Origin of the sequence: Pseudomonas sp. JUb42 (assembly GCF_024807945.1) — a bacterium.
Lineage (GTDB): Bacteria > Pseudomonadota > Gammaproteobacteria > Pseudomonadales > Pseudomonadaceae > Aquipseudomonas.
On the sequence record NZ_JANUFD010000005.1, the window covers coordinates 68,134 to 85,259 of the forward strand.

General features: G+C 61.7%; 14 protein-coding genes. 3 read left to right on the forward strand and 11 right to left on the reverse strand.

Annotated elements, in window-relative coordinates; all coding sequences use genetic code 11:
- Positions 1-79: 79 nt before the first annotated feature.
- Positions 80-823 carry a DUF2092 domain-containing protein gene (locus M2401_RS11440; protein WP_259102794.1) on the forward strand — a complete coding sequence of 248 codons (744 nt, stop codon included), beginning with the start codon at positions 80-82 and terminating at the stop codon, positions 821-823.
- Positions 824-909: 86 nt separating this feature from the next.
- Here M2401_RS11440 and M2401_RS11445 read toward each other — a convergent pair whose 3' ends face one another.
- A complete protein-coding gene (locus tag M2401_RS11445) occupies positions 910-1,683 on the reverse strand; it encodes an SDR family NAD(P)-dependent oxidoreductase (protein WP_259102795.1) in 774 nt (257 codons plus the stop codon).
- Between the two features lie 112 nt (positions 1,684-1,795).
- Between M2401_RS11445 and M2401_RS11450 the strand changes: the two genes are divergently transcribed.
- Positions 1,796-2,368 (forward strand): TetR/AcrR family transcriptional regulator, encoded by a 573-nt coding sequence (locus M2401_RS11450; protein WP_259102796.1) that lies wholly within the window; start codon positions 1,796-1,798, stop codon positions 2,366-2,368.
- A 109-nt stretch (positions 2,369-2,477) separates the two neighbouring features.
- Here M2401_RS11450 and surE read toward each other — a convergent pair whose 3' ends face one another.
- The 5 genes from surE to M2401_RS11475 form a co-directional block, all read right to left on the reverse strand.
- Positions 2,478-3,257 (reverse strand): 5'/3'-nucleotidase SurE, encoded by a 780-nt coding sequence (gene surE / locus M2401_RS11455; protein ID WP_259102797.1) that lies wholly within the window; start codon positions 3,255-3,257, stop codon positions 2,478-2,480.
- Positions 3,258-3,531: 274 nt separating this feature from the next.
- The gene (locus M2401_RS11460) at positions 3,532-5,022 is read right to left on the reverse strand and encodes an efflux transporter outer membrane subunit (protein ID WP_259102798.1); all 1,491 of its coding nucleotides are present in this window, start codon (positions 5,020-5,022) and stop codon (positions 3,532-3,534) included.
- Positions 5,022-8,156 carry an efflux RND transporter permease subunit gene (locus tag M2401_RS11465; protein ID WP_259102799.1) on the reverse strand — a complete coding sequence of 1,045 codons (3,135 nt, stop codon included), beginning with the start codon at positions 8,154-8,156 and terminating at the stop codon, positions 5,022-5,024. Before M2401_RS11465 ends, M2401_RS11460 begins: the two co-directional genes overlap by 1 nt.
- Positions 8,157-8,161: 5 nt before the next feature.
- Entirely contained in the window at positions 8,162-9,367 is a 1,206-nt protein-coding gene (locus M2401_RS11470; RefSeq protein WP_259102800.1) for an efflux RND transporter periplasmic adaptor subunit, read from the reverse strand.
- Between the two features lie 151 nt (positions 9,368-9,518).
- Positions 9,519-10,436, reverse strand: coding sequence for a LysR family transcriptional regulator (locus M2401_RS11475; protein WP_259102801.1), 918 nt, complete (start codon positions 10,434-10,436; stop codon positions 9,519-9,521).
- A gap of 147 nt (positions 10,437-10,583) precedes the next feature.
- Between M2401_RS11475 and M2401_RS11480 the strand changes: the two genes are divergently transcribed.
- Complete coding sequence (locus M2401_RS11480) at positions 10,584-11,135, forward strand: TetR/AcrR family transcriptional regulator (protein ID WP_259102802.1); 552 nt, start codon at positions 10,584-10,586, stop codon at positions 11,133-11,135.
- A gap of 192 nt (positions 11,136-11,327) precedes the next feature.
- Here the strand turns inward: M2401_RS11480 and M2401_RS11485 are convergent, their stop codons facing one another.
- From M2401_RS11485 to M2401_RS11505, 5 genes are all read right to left on the reverse strand, one after another.
- Complete coding sequence (locus M2401_RS11485) at positions 11,328-12,392, reverse strand: 2,3-butanediol dehydrogenase (RefSeq protein ID WP_259103286.1); 1,065 nt, start codon at positions 12,390-12,392, stop codon at positions 11,328-11,330.
- A gap of 176 nt (positions 12,393-12,568) precedes the next feature.
- Positions 12,569-13,678, reverse strand: coding sequence for an acetoin dehydrogenase dihydrolipoyllysine-residue acetyltransferase subunit (locus M2401_RS11490; RefSeq protein ID WP_259102804.1), 1,110 nt, complete (start codon positions 13,676-13,678; stop codon positions 12,569-12,571).
- Positions 13,675-14,694, reverse strand: coding sequence for an alpha-ketoacid dehydrogenase subunit beta (locus M2401_RS11495; RefSeq protein ID WP_259102805.1), 1,020 nt, complete (start codon positions 14,692-14,694; stop codon positions 13,675-13,677). Before M2401_RS11495 ends, M2401_RS11490 begins: the two co-directional genes overlap by 4 nt.
- A 180-nt stretch (positions 14,695-14,874) precedes the next feature.
- Entirely contained in the window at positions 14,875-15,852 is a 978-nt protein-coding gene (locus M2401_RS11500) for a thiamine pyrophosphate-dependent dehydrogenase E1 component subunit alpha (protein WP_259102807.1), read from the reverse strand.
- A gap of 33 nt (positions 15,853-15,885) precedes the next feature.
- Positions 15,886-16,938 (reverse strand): ATP-NAD kinase family protein, encoded by a 1,053-nt coding sequence (locus tag M2401_RS11505; protein ID WP_259102808.1) that lies wholly within the window; start codon positions 16,936-16,938, stop codon positions 15,886-15,888.
- Between the last annotated feature and the right edge of the window lie 188 nt (positions 16,939-17,126).

Below are 17,126 nucleotides of genomic sequence, written 5' to 3' on the forward strand. Positions count from 1 at the left end.
GAGCCGGGGCTCATATGCAGGCGCTTAGTTCTGTTCTACAGAGTCCTGACGTTCCCCAGAATGCATTGAGTGACGACTTATGGAAAAGCGTTGTGTAGCAGCGTTATTGCTTACTCTGGGTACCTGTATTACAGGCTTGGCTGCGCAGCCCGATCCCAAGGCGTTGGCGGCACTGGAACAGACCGGGCGTTATCTGCACGCACTGCCCTATTTCACCTTGAACGTCGACAGTTTTACCGACCGGATAGTGGAAACCGGCCAGGTCATCGAAACGCCGCAGCACACCCAAGTGCTGTCGGTACGACCGGACAAGTTGCAGGTCACGGTTGGCGTGCAGCAGTTCTTCTACGACGGCAAGCGCTTTACCCTGCGCGACAGCGGTGCCGGGCACTATGCAACCATTCAGGCGCCAGCGGGCATTGACCCGTTGTTCGACCAGTTCACCGACCGCTATGGCATTGCCCTGCCCTTGGCGGATCTGTTTGCGTGGGACGCCAGCACTGCGGGCAAAGTCGGTGTCGCTGGCGCTGAAGTGATCGGCAAGGAACGCATTGGCGATCAGACCTGCATTCATTACGCCTACCGCCAGCCGGGTATCGACTGGCAACTCTGGGTCCGCGAAGGGGCCAAGCCGCTGCCATGCCGATTGGTCATCGTGCGCAACGACATCAACGGTTTGCCGCGGCACAGCGTGAATTTTGACTGGGATATCAACCGACAGCCTGCCAGCAGCGCCTTTACCTTCAAACCGCCTGCGGGCGCCAGTGTCGTGCCGCTGAAGAGTTTCGAGCAGGAGCAAGGCCCCAGCGCTGGAGAACAATGAACCGAAATGCAATCCCGTAGGACCGGCTTCAGCCGGGAGCCCGCGCTCGCGGCTCAAGCTCCTACGGTTGGTGTGTAGAGCCCATCTCAGCCGCGAAACAAAGGAATGCCCCACGGCGCACCGGTATTGCCGCCGTCGACCACTATCTCCGCCGCCGTCATGCCCGACGACGCGCTGGATGCCAGGAACATCACTGCCTGAGCCAGCTCATCCGCTTCGGCGAAACGACCCATGGGAATACGCGGGGCAATAGCTTTTTCCGTAGCGTCGACCGTCGCCCCGGCGCGGGCACCGCGGGTCCAGATCGGCGTACGGGTGGCACCGGGGATCACGGTATTGACGCGGATACCCTTGGGCGCCAGTTCCGAGGCGAAGACCTTGGCCATGGAGGTAATCGCGCCTTTGCTCGCCGAATAGGCCGACGATCCGGCTGAGCCCAGTTCGCGCATTACCGAACCATTGAGGATCACCGAACTGCCCTCTTTGAGCAGCGGCAACACACCCTGCACGGTAAAGAACACCGACGTCAGGTTGGTGCGCAGTATGGCTTCGAAGGCTTCAAGGGTGGTGCCGCCCAAAGGCGTTGGCCCGGAAATACCGGCGTTCGCGAACACCACATCAAGGCTGCCAAAGCGCTCCTTGATGACGCTGACGACCTGATCGATCTCGGCCAGATTATTCACATCGGCCTTGATTGCCAGTACATCACCGCCCAGCTCCAGCACAGCGGCGTCCAGTTTCGCCTGATCGCGACCGGTGATGGCGACACGGGCGCCGTTTTCCAGAAGCAAGCGTGCGGTGGCCAGGCCAATACCGCTGTTGCCGCCGGTGATCAGGATGGTTTTGTCTTTGACAGTCATGGTCGTGTCCTTCAACGGATGCAATGAATAGGATTACAACCATACTCTTATTTAATATTACGTCTATACTCCAATGACCGAACCAGACGAAAACGTCTGCCTGGAGGATTGCATGTCACGGTCTCAGGCTGAAAAAGCCGCCATTCACGAAGAAATCGTCAACCTGGCCGCCGCGCGTTTGCGCGAGGTCGGTCTGAACGGCATTGGCATCGCCGATCTGATGAAAGAGGCCGGCCGCACCAGTGGCGGCTTCTACAAGCATTTCGAGTCACGGGAGAAACTGGTCGAGGAAGTACTGGCCTCGATATTCGCCAAACGCACCGAGGCGCTGAAGACCTACGTGGAGTCGGCGACGACCCGCTCCCTTGGTGAGCTGGTGGACAGCTACCTGAGCCAACGCCACAAGGACGCTCCCGGCAGCGGCTGCGCCCTTGCCGCGCTGATGAACGACGTCGCGCGCAGCAGCGAGCCGATCCGCGAGTTGTATACCGAAGAGGTACGCAATGAGTTGGCGATGCTGACACGACTGATGGATCACCCGGAGCCGCGCGCTCAGGCGTTGTTGGCCATGTGCGCGTTGGTGGGTGCCATCGGCCTGGCGCGGGCGGTGGTGGATGAGGAATTGGCGGCGGAGATTCTCGGCACCGGCAAGACCTTGCTCAAAGCCTTGGGATCTGCTGCTTAACCACCTGTGGGAGCGAGGCTTGCCCGCGAAGAGGCCGGTACAGCCGACAGATCCTCATCGCCTGGAATATTGCCTTCGCGGGCAAGCCCCGCTCCCACAAGTTCTGATTTCAACTCAGAGACGCCAGTTGCTCTCTGAGGGATTGCGCCGCAGCTTGATCCGACCGCTCAAACCGCAACGGCGTTACCGACACCCCGCCATTGATCACCACATGGGTCTCACTGCCCGGCGCATCGCCGCGATCATGGCGTTCGATATTCAGCCAGTAATAGTCCTGCTCGCGCATATCGGTTCTGGCGGTGATATTCAGGCTGTCCATGCGCCCGGTTCCCTGGCTGGTCACCTGCAACGGTCCGGCCTGATCTGTCGGGACATCAGGAAAGTTGATGTTCAAACAGACCGACGCATCCCAACCCGCCGCCAGCAGTTGCCGGATAACGCCGGGGGCCAATTGACGCGCCGTATCCCAGCGCACGGCATCGCGGCGGGTCAGGGCCTGGCTCAAGGCAATCGACGGAATCCCCAGCAACAGCCCGGCCATGGCCGCGCCCACCGTGCCGGAAAATACTGTTTCCACGCCCAGATTGGCGCCTTTGTTGATACCCGACAGCAGTAACTGCGGCGGTTGCTCCATCAAGTGACGCAAGGCGATGGCGACACAGTCGGCGGGCGTGCCGGACACCGAATAGCGGCGTTCACCACGGGTCGTGATGCGCAACGGATGGTGAATGCTCAAGGCGTGGGAGATGCCGCTCTGGTCATGATCAGGCGCCACGACCCAGACCTCATCGGCCAGCTCAAGGGCGACCTCGAGCAAGGTCGCCAGACCCGGCGCGTCAATGCCGTCGTCGTTGGTGATGAGGATGCGTTCAAGGGGTTTGCTCTGCATTACGGCCTCGCACGGGAAAGACATGGGCCTTGCATTAAAGCGCAAGGTATATGTCTTTCCCTAGTGCGATACATCAACCATGAAAATGAGGGAATGATGTAAGGACGCATTCTGTGGGTGTGACACGCTGTGGGAGCGAATTTATTCGCGAAGAGGGCCGTAAGGTCGACACATTTCTTTCGCCTGAAATACCACTTCCGCGAATGAATTCGCTCCCACCGTCGCCCCCTATCAGATTCCAGATTCGATCCGGAAAATTGAGGTCAAGGTGTCGTCATTTCCGGGCAGTAGTCAACTCCGGCCCCTGCCACCCGCCACCCATCGCCCGAAACAGCGTCACCGCCGCCCGGGTCGAGTCGGCCTGGGTGCTGTTGAGCGCGTCCCTGGCGGTCAGCAGTTCGCGGTTGGCATCCAGCACATCCGTCAGCCCAATGGCCCCCGACTTGTAGGCGGTCTCGGACAGATCCCGGGCGCGGGTCAAGGCACTGACTTCGCCGTCCAGTTCGTCACGCCGCTGCTCGGTCTGGGACAACGCCACCAAAGCGTTCTCCACATCCTCACAAGCCTTGAGCACTGTCTGGCGATACCCAGCCAGGGCCTCGGCGTTGGCACCCTTGGCCTGTCTGACCTCGGCGTCGATCTTGCCGAAGTCGAACAGGCGCCAGCGAACCAGCCCGCCAATGGACGGCTGGAACGCACTCTGGCTAAACATGTGATTGCCGGTGATGCTGTCAAAACCCAGGGCGCCGGACAGCGACACCTTCGGGTAATAATCGGCAATGGCCTCGCCAATCCGCTCGTTGGACGCGGCCAGACGCCGTTCGGCGGCAATGATGTCCGGTCGCCGCCGCAGCACATCCGCCGGTGCAACGCTGCCAGCAATCGACGGCAATACCGGGATCAGCGCCGTTTGCGCCAAGTCCTGCGCAGAACTGCCGGGCTGACGGCCCATCAACACATCGAGGCGATTGAGCTGGGCTTCCAGCGCGATGCGCAGCAAGGGCACGCTGGCACGGGCCTGCTTGAGCAAGGCCTGGGCCTGAGCGACTTCCCGTTCGTTGACATCGCCCAGGCGCTGGCGCACCTGTACCAGCCCCAACAGATGTTCATCGGTGCTGATCTGGTCGGCAGCCACCGCCAGTCGCGCCTGATAGCCACGGATCTGCACATAGGCATCCGCCGCCTCGGCCACCACGCTGATGCGCGTGCCCAGATGGGCTGCTTCAGCGACCTGAACCTCGTCGTCAGCCGCCGAAGCGCCGCGACGCAGGCCACCGGCCAGGTCCAGCTCCCAACTGGCCGAAGCCCCGGCGGTCAGTTCTTTCTGATTACGCTCGTAGCCCGGTTGGTTACGCCCGGTCGAGCCAAGGGGGCTTTGCAAACTCTGCCGTTGCTTGGTCGCCGAACCGACCGCATCTACGGTGGGATAGAGCTGCGCACCTGCGGCCTGGGCCACGGCGCGGGCCTGTTCGACCCGAGCCAGGGACACCGCCAGATCGAGGTTCTGCGCCAACACCTGATTGACGATACTGGCCAGTTGCCGGTCATTGAAGCCCTGCCACCAGGTGGCCAGGTCGACGTTTGACGAAGTGACCTTGGCCTGCACCGGGTTATGAAACGGCGCCAGGCGGGTGTCCGGCGCCTTGTAGTCAGGGCCGACCGTACAGCCTGCCAGCACTGCCAGGGCAACCAGCAGTGGCAGCAAGGCCTTGCGTCCCGGCACCTTCACGGCGTCGGCAACGTTGAAACTGAGTGAGCTGGACATCAACGTCTCCCGTGGAAGTATTTGCGGATAAAGATGTAGAACGCCGGGGTAAACAGCAGACCGAAACCGGTCACACCGAGCATTCCGAAGAACACGGCGGTGCCCAGGGACTGACGCATTTCCGAACCAGCACCGGTAGCCAGGGTCAGTGGCGCGACGCCGAGGATGAACGCCAGGGACGTCATCAGGATCGGCCGCAGACGAGTACGGGCGGCATGCACCGCAGCCTCCACCGCAGTCGAACCCTCGTCCTGTTTCTGCTTGGCAAACTCGACAATCAGAATCGCGTTCTTCGCCGCCAGCCCTATCAGCACGATAAAACCGATCTGGGCGAGGATATCGATGGGCATACCGCGGAAAATCAGGCCACTGATCGCCGCCAAAATACACATCGGCACAATCAGGATGATCGCCAGCGGCAGGCGCCAGCTTTCGTACTGCGCCACCAGCACCAGGAACACGAACAGCGCTGCTGCGGCGAACACCACCAGGGTCGGCGTGCCTTTCTGCTGTTGCTGGTAGGCCAGTTCCGTCCATTCGAAGCCGATGCCTTTAGGCAGGACTTGCTGGGCCAGGGCTTCCATCTTCAACAGCGCTGTACCGGTGGCCACGCCTGGGGCCGCAGCGCCCTGCACTTCTGCCGCCGGGAACAGGTTGTAACGCGGCACGCGGTACGGAATGGTGTTGTGCTCGATACTCGCCACACTGCCCACCGGCACCATCTCGCCGGCGTCGTTACGTACTTTCAGACGGGTGATGTCTTGCGGTGTACCCCGGAAAGTCGAGTCGGCCTGGGCCACCACCTGATAAGTCCGGCCCAGGTAGTTGAAGTCGTTGACGTACTGCGAACCCAGGTAGACCTGCAGGGTCGAGAACACATCCGACGGTTTGAGCCCGACCTTCTCGGCCTTGACCCGGTCGATGTTGGCGAAGATCGACGGCGAGCCCGCGTTGAACAGGGTGAACATGCCGACGAAATCCGGATCCTTGCGCGCTGCCGCAACCAGAGTATTGGCCGCATCAGCCAGGGCTTTTGGCCCCAGACCGGCGCGGTCTTCGAGCATCAGCTTGAAGCCGCCCGAACTGCCCAGGCCCTGTACCGGCGGCGGTGGAATGCTCAAGACATAGGCATCCTTGATCACCGACAGACGCCGACGCAGATCCGCCAGCACCGACTGCGCGGTCAGGCCGGGCATGTCGTGGCTGTACAGCGACGGCAGACCGGTAAATACGGTGCCAGAGTTGGATGCCACGGTGGAGGTGGTGGCATCCAGGCCCACGAACGGCGCGATATGCTCGATACCGGGGGTTTCCAGAGCGATATCCATGACCTGACGCACCACTTTCTCGGTGCGATCCAGGGACGCGCCCGGCGGTAACTGCACGATGGTGATCAGGTAACCCTGATCCTGCTCGGGAATGAAGCCGGTCGGGGTGCTGTGGAATTCCACGGCAGTCAGGCCAATCAGACCCACATAGACCAGCATCACCAGGGCCAGGCCACGGGCCAGACGCCGGGTCAGGTTGCCGTAGCCGAACGACAGCTTGTCGAAACCCCGGTTGAAGCGGCCGAAGGTGGCATCCATGGCCCGGCGAGCGCCCTGGAAACGCCCGGTATCAGGCGCGGACTTGGACTTGAACAGCACCGCGCACAGCGCCGGACTCAAGGTCAGGGAGACGATGCAGGAAATGATCGTCGAGGCGGCGATGGTCACCGCGAACTGCTTGAAGAACAGCCCGGAAATTCCGCTCAGGAAGGCCGCCGGCACGAACACCGCACACAGGGTCAGGGCAATGGACAGCAACGCCCCGCCCACTTCGTCCATGGTGTGGTGTGCCGCCTCGACCGGCGACATCCCGTCGTGAATATTGCGCTCGATGTTCTCTACGACAACGATGGCATCGTCGACCACGATCCCCACTGCCAGTACCAGACCGAACAGCGACAGGTTGTTCAGCGAGATCCCGCACAGGTACAGCACGGTGAAGGAGCCGACCAGGGAGATTGGGATCGCCACCACCGGAATGATCGTCGCACGCCAGTTCTGCAGGAACAGGAACACCACCAGCACGACCAGGATAATCGCCTCGAAAATCGTGGTGATCACTTCATGCACGGACTTGCCGATGAAGATGGTCGGGTCATAAATGATGCTGTACGCCACGCCCGCCGGGAAATCCTTCTTCAGTTCTTCCATGGTGCCGAGCACCGCATGCTCAACGTCCAGGGAGTTGGACCCTGGCTGCGCATAGATCAGCAGCGCCGCGGCGTCGCGTTTGTCCATGAACGAAGTCGAGCCGTAATCCACCGCGCCGACTTCGACCCGGCCGATATCACCGATACGGGTCACCCGGCCGGTGGAATCAGTCTTGACCACGATCTGGGCGAATTCCTCGGGCTTGCTCAGACGTCCCAGCACTTCGACGTTGAGCTGATAGGCTTCGGCGGATTTGGTCGACGGCTGATTGAGCACACCCGCGGACACTTGCAGGTTCTGCTGACGCAGCACCGCGAGAACTTCACTGGCACTCAAGTTATAGGCCGCGACCTTGTCCGGATCGAGCCAGATGCGCATGGCGTATTCACGACCGCCCTGGAACTGCACATCCCCTACCCCCTGGATCCGCGCCAGCACATCCTTGATATGCAAGGTGGCGTAGTTGGACAGGTAGAGGGTGTCCTTGCTGCTGTCATCGGAGAACAGATGCACGGCCAGCAAGATGCTCGGCGTCGACTTGCGCACCTGCACGCCAAGGCGCTGTACATCGTCAGGCAGCCGGGAAATGGCGTTCTGTACGCGGTTCTGGGTCAGGTTCTGGGCGACGTTAAGGTCGGTGCCGATACGGAAGGTCACCGTGATCGTCAGCTTGCCGTCGCCGGTGGACTGACTGGTCATGTAGATCATGTTCTCGACGCCGTTGATCTGCTGCTCAAGCGGCGTGGCTACGGTCTTGGCGATAGTCTCGGCCGAAGCCCCGGGATACGAGGTAATCACCTGCACGGTCGGCGGGACAATTTCCGGATACTGCGCCACCGGCAGCACGAACAGTGCGCCGAGGCCGATCAGAGTGATGAAGCAACTGACCACCACGGCAAAGCGCGGTCGATCAATAAAGAAGTGCGCGATACGCATGTCGGTCAGTCCTTCGCCAGATCATTTTCGGGTTTGATATCGGCGATCTTGACCTTCACTTTCGCACCGGGCGGCGCGTAGACCAGGCCGCCGATCATCACTTGATCGCTAGCCTTGAGCCCCGACTTGATCACCCGCAGGCCGTCACGCATATCCCCTACTTCCACTGGCCTTGGCGCGACGATGCCGTCTTCACCCACGGTCAGCACGATGAAGTGCGACTGGTCCGGCAGCACGGCGGCATCAGGTACCAGCATGGTCGGCGCAGGTGCGGCAGCGATCACCCGCACCCGGGCGAATTCACCGGGTGTCAGGCTGTTGTCCGGGTTGTTCACCGTGGCGCGGGCATGGATGGTGCCGCTGGAGCGGTTCAGGCTGTTGTCGATGAAGTCCAGGGTGCCCGCTGTTGCATACTCGTGGCCGCCACCGACAGCGATCTGCACGTTCTCGGCGGCATCGCCCTGACGCTTGCTCTTGAAACCTTTGTATTGCTGGTAATCGGCTTCGCTCATGTCGAAGTCGAGATAGACCGGATCCTGGGAAACGATGGTGGCCAGCAGCGTAGTCGGGCTGCCTGCGGCGCGGCTGCCGGCGACCAGATTGCCTACCGAGACCTGGTGATTGCCGATGCGCCCGGAGAACGGCGCGACGATCTGGCAGTGATCCAGGTCGAACTGGGCATCGCGGATCTGCGCATTGGCATCGGCGACAGCGGCCTCGGCCTCCTGCCAGTCGGATTTGCGTTGCTCCATGTTCTGCACGGAACCGGCCTGGTTGCGCGCCAGCTCATCGGCGCGGCGGAATTCGCTCTTGGCGTAATCCAGTCGCGCCGCCGAGCGTTGCAACAGGGCCTTGGCCTGGGCCAGGCGAATCTCGTAGGGCACCCGGTCAATGGAGAACAGCAGCGCGCCCTTCTTGACGATCTGGCCGTCCTTGAAATTGATGCCGATCAGGGTGCCACCGACCTGTGCGCGCAGTTCGACCTTGTCCACCGCAGAGAACTGGCCGAGAAAGCCCAATCGGCTGTCCAGGTCCTTGACCAGTGGCCGGCTGACCACCACTTCCGGCAGTTGCGGCGCATCGGCGGCCACCGCCTGCTCGCGCTCGCCCGCCACCATGAACAGGCCCACACCGATGGCCGCCGAGAGCAACCCCGCACCTGCCACCGCCCCAACCATCCTTCGCTTACGCAGTACTGGTTTCACTGACATTCCCCATATCCAAGATTCGGCAAAAGTTACGGTTGCAACCCAGGCCCCGATTGACATTGATGCTAACCATCATCATTAAGAGTGTAAATATGTCGACCATAATCTAAACACTTGATCTCTCATCACCGAAATTGATACGAGAGGCGCTGATTCAGGTCGGACGTGGGGTAAAAACGCTGATCTGTTCGATGAACTGATGACGGAACCAGACCTCGGAAGCGGCCAGGTTCTTGCCTTCCGACCAGGCCATATGCAGGTCAAAACGTTCGGCAAGGCCGTCGGGCAAGGCGTCGATGACAACGCCCATTCCTTGCAGATGGCGGGCTTCGAGATCAGGGATGATCGCCACCCTGTCGGTCCCGGCGAGGATATGCTCGAGGCCATCGGCACTGGCCAATTGCAGCGCCACCTTGCGTGACAGGCCTTCTCTGGCGAGCTTTTCATCCAGATGCTGCTCAAGCCCGGCGCCATAAGGCACTACCACATGGGCACGCTGGCTCAGATCATTGGCTGACAGCACCTGCGCGCTGTCGCTGGCCCGCACCAGCACACTGCTGCAACGCGCCACTGACTGGGCCATCCGGCCCTTGGCCTTCAGGGCAAAGTAACCCAGCTCAAGCGATACCGACTCGGCCGCCAGGCGTTCATTGATCGACTCAGGGTCGCGGCGTTCCACGGCAATGCTGATACCCGGCGCACTCGCCAGGATCGGCTTGAGCAGCCCCGTCACCAGGGTCGAGCCAACTCCGCCACTGAGGACAATACCGAACCGGGCCTGGCACTCCACCGCAGCAAAAGGCTCGTTGCTGCTCACGGCGGCTTCGATCAGCTCCAGGGCGGGACCGATCAATTGGGCAATTTCGAGGGCTTTTTCCGTGGGCCGTACGCCATGGCCCGAACGGATGAACAGCGGATCCTGAAACAGCGTGCGCAAACGGCGCAGTGAGGCACTGATCGCCGGTTGCCCCACCAGCAGCTTGTTGGCGCAGCGGGTGACATTGCGCTCACGCATCAGCGCGGCAAACACCACCAACAGATTCAAGTCCGTGGAATGCAGATCATCAAGCATGGGAAAAATGAACCATTGCGCTTTCTCGACTTCAAAGATTACAACTATAATCTTTAAGTCCTGCACAATCGTTGTCAATCATTTTCACGGTATACGCAGCCTGGCATTACTCCGATAATTCGGCCGCCGATGCACCATGAGGTCATGATGAAAGTCACCAAAGAACAGCGTTTACTCAACAAAGAGAAGATCCTCACCGCCGCTTCCCGGCTCTATCGCGAGCACGGTATCGAGGGCATCGGCATCGGCGAATTGAGCAAGTCCGTGGGTCTGACCCATGGCGGTTTCTACCGCCAGTTCCCCGAGGGCAAGGAACAACTGGTCAGCGAAGCCATCGAGCGTACCTTCGACGAATACCGCGACCGCTGGCAAAACCAGCACAGCATCAGCGAGGTGGTCCAGGACTATGTCACCCGGGAGCATCGCGACAACCAGCAGGACAGCTGCCCCATCCCCACCCTCGCCGCCGACGTTGCCCGTATCGGCGGCAGCGCCAGCGAGGCCTACACCAAAGGCGTGCACCGCCTGCTGGCAACCCTGATGGAGAAACAGGGCGACCTGGCCGACGGCACCTGCGAAGAGCGCGCCTTGCAAATCCTCGCCTCGATTTCCGGCGCCATGATCATCGCCAAGGCCAGTAGTGATCCCGAGTTGGCGGACAAGCTCATGGCGGCAGTGGTCAGGCAGTGGAGTGACTGACACCCGCTCAGTTGCCTGAACTGGAATGAGATTCCCGCAGGCGCAGGCTTGCTCGCGATGGCGTCAGGTCTGTCCCCGACGTCATTGCGAGCGCTACACGCTCGATCGCCAGCAAGCCGGCTCCTGCAGAGTTTATCAGCCTTGAAAATCACCGGCGCGTAACCAAAGCGAAGTACCGTCATGTGCGCGCGGTTAGAGCCGCGCAGGCGACACGATGATTTTCACGTTGTGCTCCTTGTTATTGACCAGTTCCTCGAAGCCCTTCCCGACAATCTGCTCCAGCTGAATCCGTCCGGTTACCAACGGCGTGATATCCAGGCGGCCGTCGGCGATAAAGGCAATAACGTCGGCAAACTCGCCGTTATAAGCCAGGGATCCCAGCACCTGCTTCTCGGTGGCCACCAGTTCGAAGAAGTTGAACTCGCTGGGCTCTTCGAAAATCCCCACCAGCACGCATTTGCCGGCCTTGCGGATCAGGTCGATGGCGAATTTGGCGGTGCGTTTATTGCCGATGCATTCGAAACTGACATCGGCGCCGAGGCCACCGGTCAGACGTTTGACTTCGGCCAGGGCGTCGCATTCATTAGGATCGAGCACATGGGTCGCGCCCACTTCCTTGGCCTTTGCCTTGCGCGCACCGGACATCTCCAGGGCGATCACCTGGGCGGCACCGGCGGCCTTGGCGCACATGATGGTGCACAGGCCGATGGTGCCTGCGCCGACGACCACGACATTCTGGCCCAGCAGGCTGCCGGCCTTTTTCACCGCGTGCATGCCCACGGCCAAGGGTTCGATCAAGGCCCCGGCTTCGGCAGGAAAGCCCGCAGGCAGCTTGTACAGCAGGTTGGCCGGGACATTGACCAGCTCGGCAAAGGCACCGTTGTTCATCAGTCCGGTAAACGCCAGGTTTTCGCAGATGTTGTACAGGCCATGGGTGCAGTAGTAGCAGGTGCCGCAATGCTGGCACGCATCAGCCGCGACCGGCTCGCCAATGGCATAACCCTCGACGCCCTCGCCCAGCTCGACAATCTCGCCGCAGAACTCATGGCCGAGAATGCACTGGCCCTTGATCCCGGTCAGGGGATGCGGCGCGTCCACCGGAATGAATACCGGACCGGCCACGTACTCATGCAGATCGGAACCGCAGATACCGCACCACTGCACGCGGATCTGCACCCAACCGGCAGGCGGGGCGCCTGGCAGCGGCACGTCTTCGACGCGGATATCGTTACGGGCATGCCACACGGCGGCGCGCATGCTGGGGGTTGGGGTGGCTGGAGTGTTCATGGTTGTCTCTCTTTTTTATTAGTTGATTAGTTGCGGCGTGCCGGTGTGGGAGCCGCCTTGGTGGCGATCGAGTGCGCAGCGCTAGCAACAGCGTCGCTGACTGACCTGACGCCATCGCCAGCAAGCCGGCTCCCACAAAAGCTCGTCTATCCGTGCTGCTGTACAAACCCGGCAATCAAGCCATTGACCTGCTCCGCCGCTTCCATCTGCACCATATGCCCCTGGCCCGGCAGGACCTCGACCTGGGCGGCGAGCCCGCTGCTGTGGCCGGCAGGGATAATGGCGTCGGCGGCGCCCCAGATCAGCAGCGTCGGTTTCCCGGCCACCACGTCGCGCAAATCGCTTTGCTGTCGACCTTCGGCAAATACCGTCGAGACCAGTTGCTGCAATGCCGCATCCACACCTTCCAGACGTTTGTACTTGAGCATGTCTTCGAGCATCTGCCGGTTGACCAGCTCGGGATTGGAAAACAGCTTGATCAGTTGCGGCTTGAGCGCATTGCGGTTGGCAGCATCGACAAAACCTTGCAGGTACTCGCCATTGATCTCGCGGCCCAACCCGGCGCTGCCAATCAGCGTCAGGGAGCGCACCCGCTGCGGTGCCAGGCGTGCAGTGTTGAGGGACACCGCACCGCCCATGGAGTGGCCGACCAGGTGAGCCTCGGCAATATCCAGATGATCGAGCAGCGCCAGTACCACTTCGCTCAGCTCCGCCAGATCGCCGCGTTGCAGTTGCTTGGCCGACTCGCCATGGCCGGGCAGATCCACAGCGATCACCCGCTGCCCGGTCGCCAGGGCTTCGTGGTTGAACATCCAGTTATTCAGGTCACCGCCAAAGCCATGGATCAACAGCAACGGCACCCCGCCTTCGCCACGCTCGAAATAACGGATCAGTCGGCCGTCCAGTTCGACCTTCTGCGGCTTGGGCCCGCTGTCTTCTTCAGCGCCTTCGCCGGGCACGAAACCGGCCTGGAACTGCTCGACCACCGCATCGACTTCCGCCTCGCTGGCCTCGCCCTCGACCACTATGCCGAGCAAGGCGCCGACCGCCAGGGTCTCGTCCGGGCGGGCAATCTGCCGACGCAGCACACCGGAAAACGGCGCTTCGACGCTACTGGAGATCTTGTCGGTTTCCACATCCAGCAGGTCATCGCCCTTGCTGACGGCCTGGCCCTCTTCCTTGAGCCAGACATCGACCCGGCCTTCGGTCATGGACAGGCCCCACTTGGGCATGGTCAGGGTATGGATCTGGCTCATGCGCGGCCTCCCCATTCGATGACCTTGAGTACGGCCTGCTCGATCTTCGCCGCATCCGGGATATACAGGTCTTCCAGGGCATCGGAAAACGGCACCGGGGTATGCGGGGCCGTGACCATTTCAATCGGTGCCTTCAATGCGCCGAAGGCTTTCTGCGCCACCAGTGCGGAGATATCGGTGGCCATGGAACAACGCGGGTTGGCTTCATCGATCACCACCAGGCGCCCGGTTTTCTCGACGCTTTCCAGTATGCTGTCTTCGTCCAGCGGGCTGGTCGTGCGCAGGTCGATCACCTCGCAGTCAATACCACGCCCGGCCAGGCTGCGGGCGGCGTCCATGGCGGTGTTGACCGTGCGCCCGTATGACACCAGCGTCACGTCCTTGCCATCGCGCAGGAAATTGGCCTCGCCAAAGGGCACCGTATACAGCTCCTCAGGCACCTCGCCCTGCATGCTGTAGAGCAGTTTGTGTTCGCAGAAGATCACCGGATCGTTGTCGCGAATCGCCTGGATCAGCAGGCCCTTGGCATCATAGGGCGATGACGGGCAGACCACTTTCAGCCCCGGAATGTGGGTCCATAGTGACGTAAGCATCTGCGAGTGCTGGGCCGCCGCGCGCAGACCGGCGCCGACCATGGTGCGGATCACCAGAGGCGTAGAAGCCTTGCCGCCGAACATATAGCGAAACTTGGCGGCCTGATTGAGGATCTGGTCCAGGCAGCAACCGGCGAAGTCGACGAACATCAGCTCGCACACCGGGCGCACGCCACAGGTGGCCGCACCCACGGCGGCGCCGACATAGCCCAGTTCAGACAAAGGCGTATCCAGCACCCGCCCGGGAAACTGGTGATACAGGCCCTTGGTCACCCCCAGCACACCGCCCCAGGCATCGTTGTCACCGGGGGAGCCTTCGCCGCCGGCGACGTCTTCACCCATGATGAACACGCTCGGGTCGCGGCGCATTTCCTGGGCCAGGGCTTCGTTGATTGCCTGCTGATAACTGATTTTTCTCGCCATGATTAAGGTCTCGATTTTTGTTGTAGTAATCCGCGGGATCCAGGGCTGGGAGCGAATTCATTCGCGAATGAGGCCGTTACATTCACCAGAGGTGCGGCGTCTTTTCGACCGCTTTCGCGAATGAATTCGCTCCCACAATTCGCTCCTGCCCGTTGCACTTGATTCCGGGGTTATGCCGGTTCAGGGATACGACACATACACATCCGTCAGCAGATCCGCCGCCGTCGGTTTGGGGTCTTCCTTGGCCTTGCGCACGGCGTTTTCGATCAGTTGCTCGACTTCGCTGTCGATCAGGTCCAGTTGGCTGGCCTGGACCAGCCCGGAGCGGGTGCTGCGCTCACGGAACTGCATCAGGCAGTCGCTGCGTTCGCGGAAGTTCTTCACCTCGTCCGGGGCCCGATAGGTCTGGGCGTCGCCTTCGAAGTGGCCGTAATAGCGAGTCAGCTTGACCTCAATCAGCGACGGCCCTTCCCCGGCACGCGCCCGGGCGATGGCGGCGGCCGCCGCTTCATACACGGCGAAGAAATCGAAACCATCCACCGTGACACCGGGCATGCCGAACCCGGCGGCGCGGTCGGCAATATGGTCGCAGGCCACCGACCAGTTGGACGCCGTAGCCTCGGCATAGCCATTGTTCTCGGCGACGAAAATGCACGGCAGGTTCCACACCGAGGCCATGTTCATCGACTCGAACACCGCGCCCTCGTTGGAGCCGCCGTCGCCAAAGAACGCCACCGCCACGTTATCGGTGCCCTTGAGCTTGGCCGCCAGAGCCGCGCCAACCACCAGAGGCGCGCCGGCGCCGACGATGCCGTTGGCGCCGAGCATGCCTTTCTCGATATCGGCGATATGCATGGAGCCGCCCTTGCCCTGGCAGACCCCGGTTTTCTTGCCGTAGATCTCGGCCATCATTCCGTACACGTCCACGCCCTTGGCAATGCAGTGACCGTGGCCGCGGTGGTTGGAGGCGATGCAGTCACTGGCGCTCAAGTGCGCCATGACCCCGGCCGCCGAGGCTTCTTCCCCGGCATAGAGGTGAACGAAACCGGGGATCTCGCCGGTGGCGAACTCCACATGCAGGCGCTCTTCGAAGACGCGGATGGTGCGCATCACCTGATAGGCGTGCAGCAGTTGATCAGTGGTCAGCGATGTCGACATTTTTATTCTCCGATGTTGTCTTGATTGCAAAGATCAGGCGTTAAGAGGGTGCAGCGGATGTTCGCGGTCGATGGCCAGCAAATGCTGTTGCGCGGCATAGGTCAGGACCGTTTCGACGTCGATGGTCAGGGGGCCGTCGCCATCGAGGGTGACCGTGGGGCGGTCATGGGGGTTGAATTCGATTTCGCGTTCGCCATCCAGGGCCAGGGTGCCGCGTTCCAGGCACAACCCATGGGCGACGCCCGGCTCCAGGCTACCGGCGCCCAGTACGCCGCAGCCTTGCAACAGGCCCGGCGCCAGAGGCACCAGCAAGGCTTGCGGGGCTTCAGGGTCAAGACGCATCCATGCCCCGCCCGCCGCCTGGCGCGGCACCGGAAACCACAGCCCGCACAGGGCCGAAATGCCGATGGACTGGGGTTCGGCAAAGGTCACGAAGACTTCGGCCAGGTCCGCCCCGCTGCTGATGGCCCGGGCGCCGATAAAGGCCAGCGGTGAGACCGCCACATCGACCAGGGCCATCTCGCAGAGACCACGGCCGGCCTCCCGTACCACCAGCCGCTTGTTGCGGCGCAGCGCCAGTTCGGCCGGGACCCGTTGGCTGGCGAACAGGCCACCGGCCAGGCCGACACTGGTGGCTTCGCGCAATTGCGGGAAGGCGTTATTGGTGCCGGTGGACAGGGTCAGCAACGGGATATCGCCGACTTCAGCAGCCACCGCCTTGTGCGTGCCATCACCGCCCAGCACCGCAATCAAACTCACCCCTCGCTCGGCCATGCAGCGTGCCGTGCGGCGGGTGTCTTCGACGGTCTGGCTCAGGGGCTGATCAAGAAACTCCAACTGCGGCCAGTGACGACCCTGGCGAGCCTGGCTGTTTTTCAGCACCGCTGCCGCGATGCCGGTCATGTCGGTGGGCATCAGCACCCGCTCGATACCGGTGGCACCAAAGGCTGCCAAGAGACGCTGAATCACCGAGACCTTGTCGGTACTGGAAAACAGCCCGGCATTGGCAGTCAGGCGGCGCACGTCCCGACCGGAGGCAGGGTTGGCAATGATGCCGACAGTCAGGGGCTGGCGATGGGCGTGCATGGGGCAACCTTTTTATTATTCGATTGCCAGGAGCAGAGCAAGGCCGGTGCCAACGCCGGTCAATATCGCGCAAAGTGCCGGTCCAGAGCGCTTCCTGAGCAGCACCGAGGGCAAGAAAAAAGCGCCGATTGAGACAGTTGATATCAGCCGACAGCGAGGTCGGGCGAGACCTTGAGACATCCCGTCTC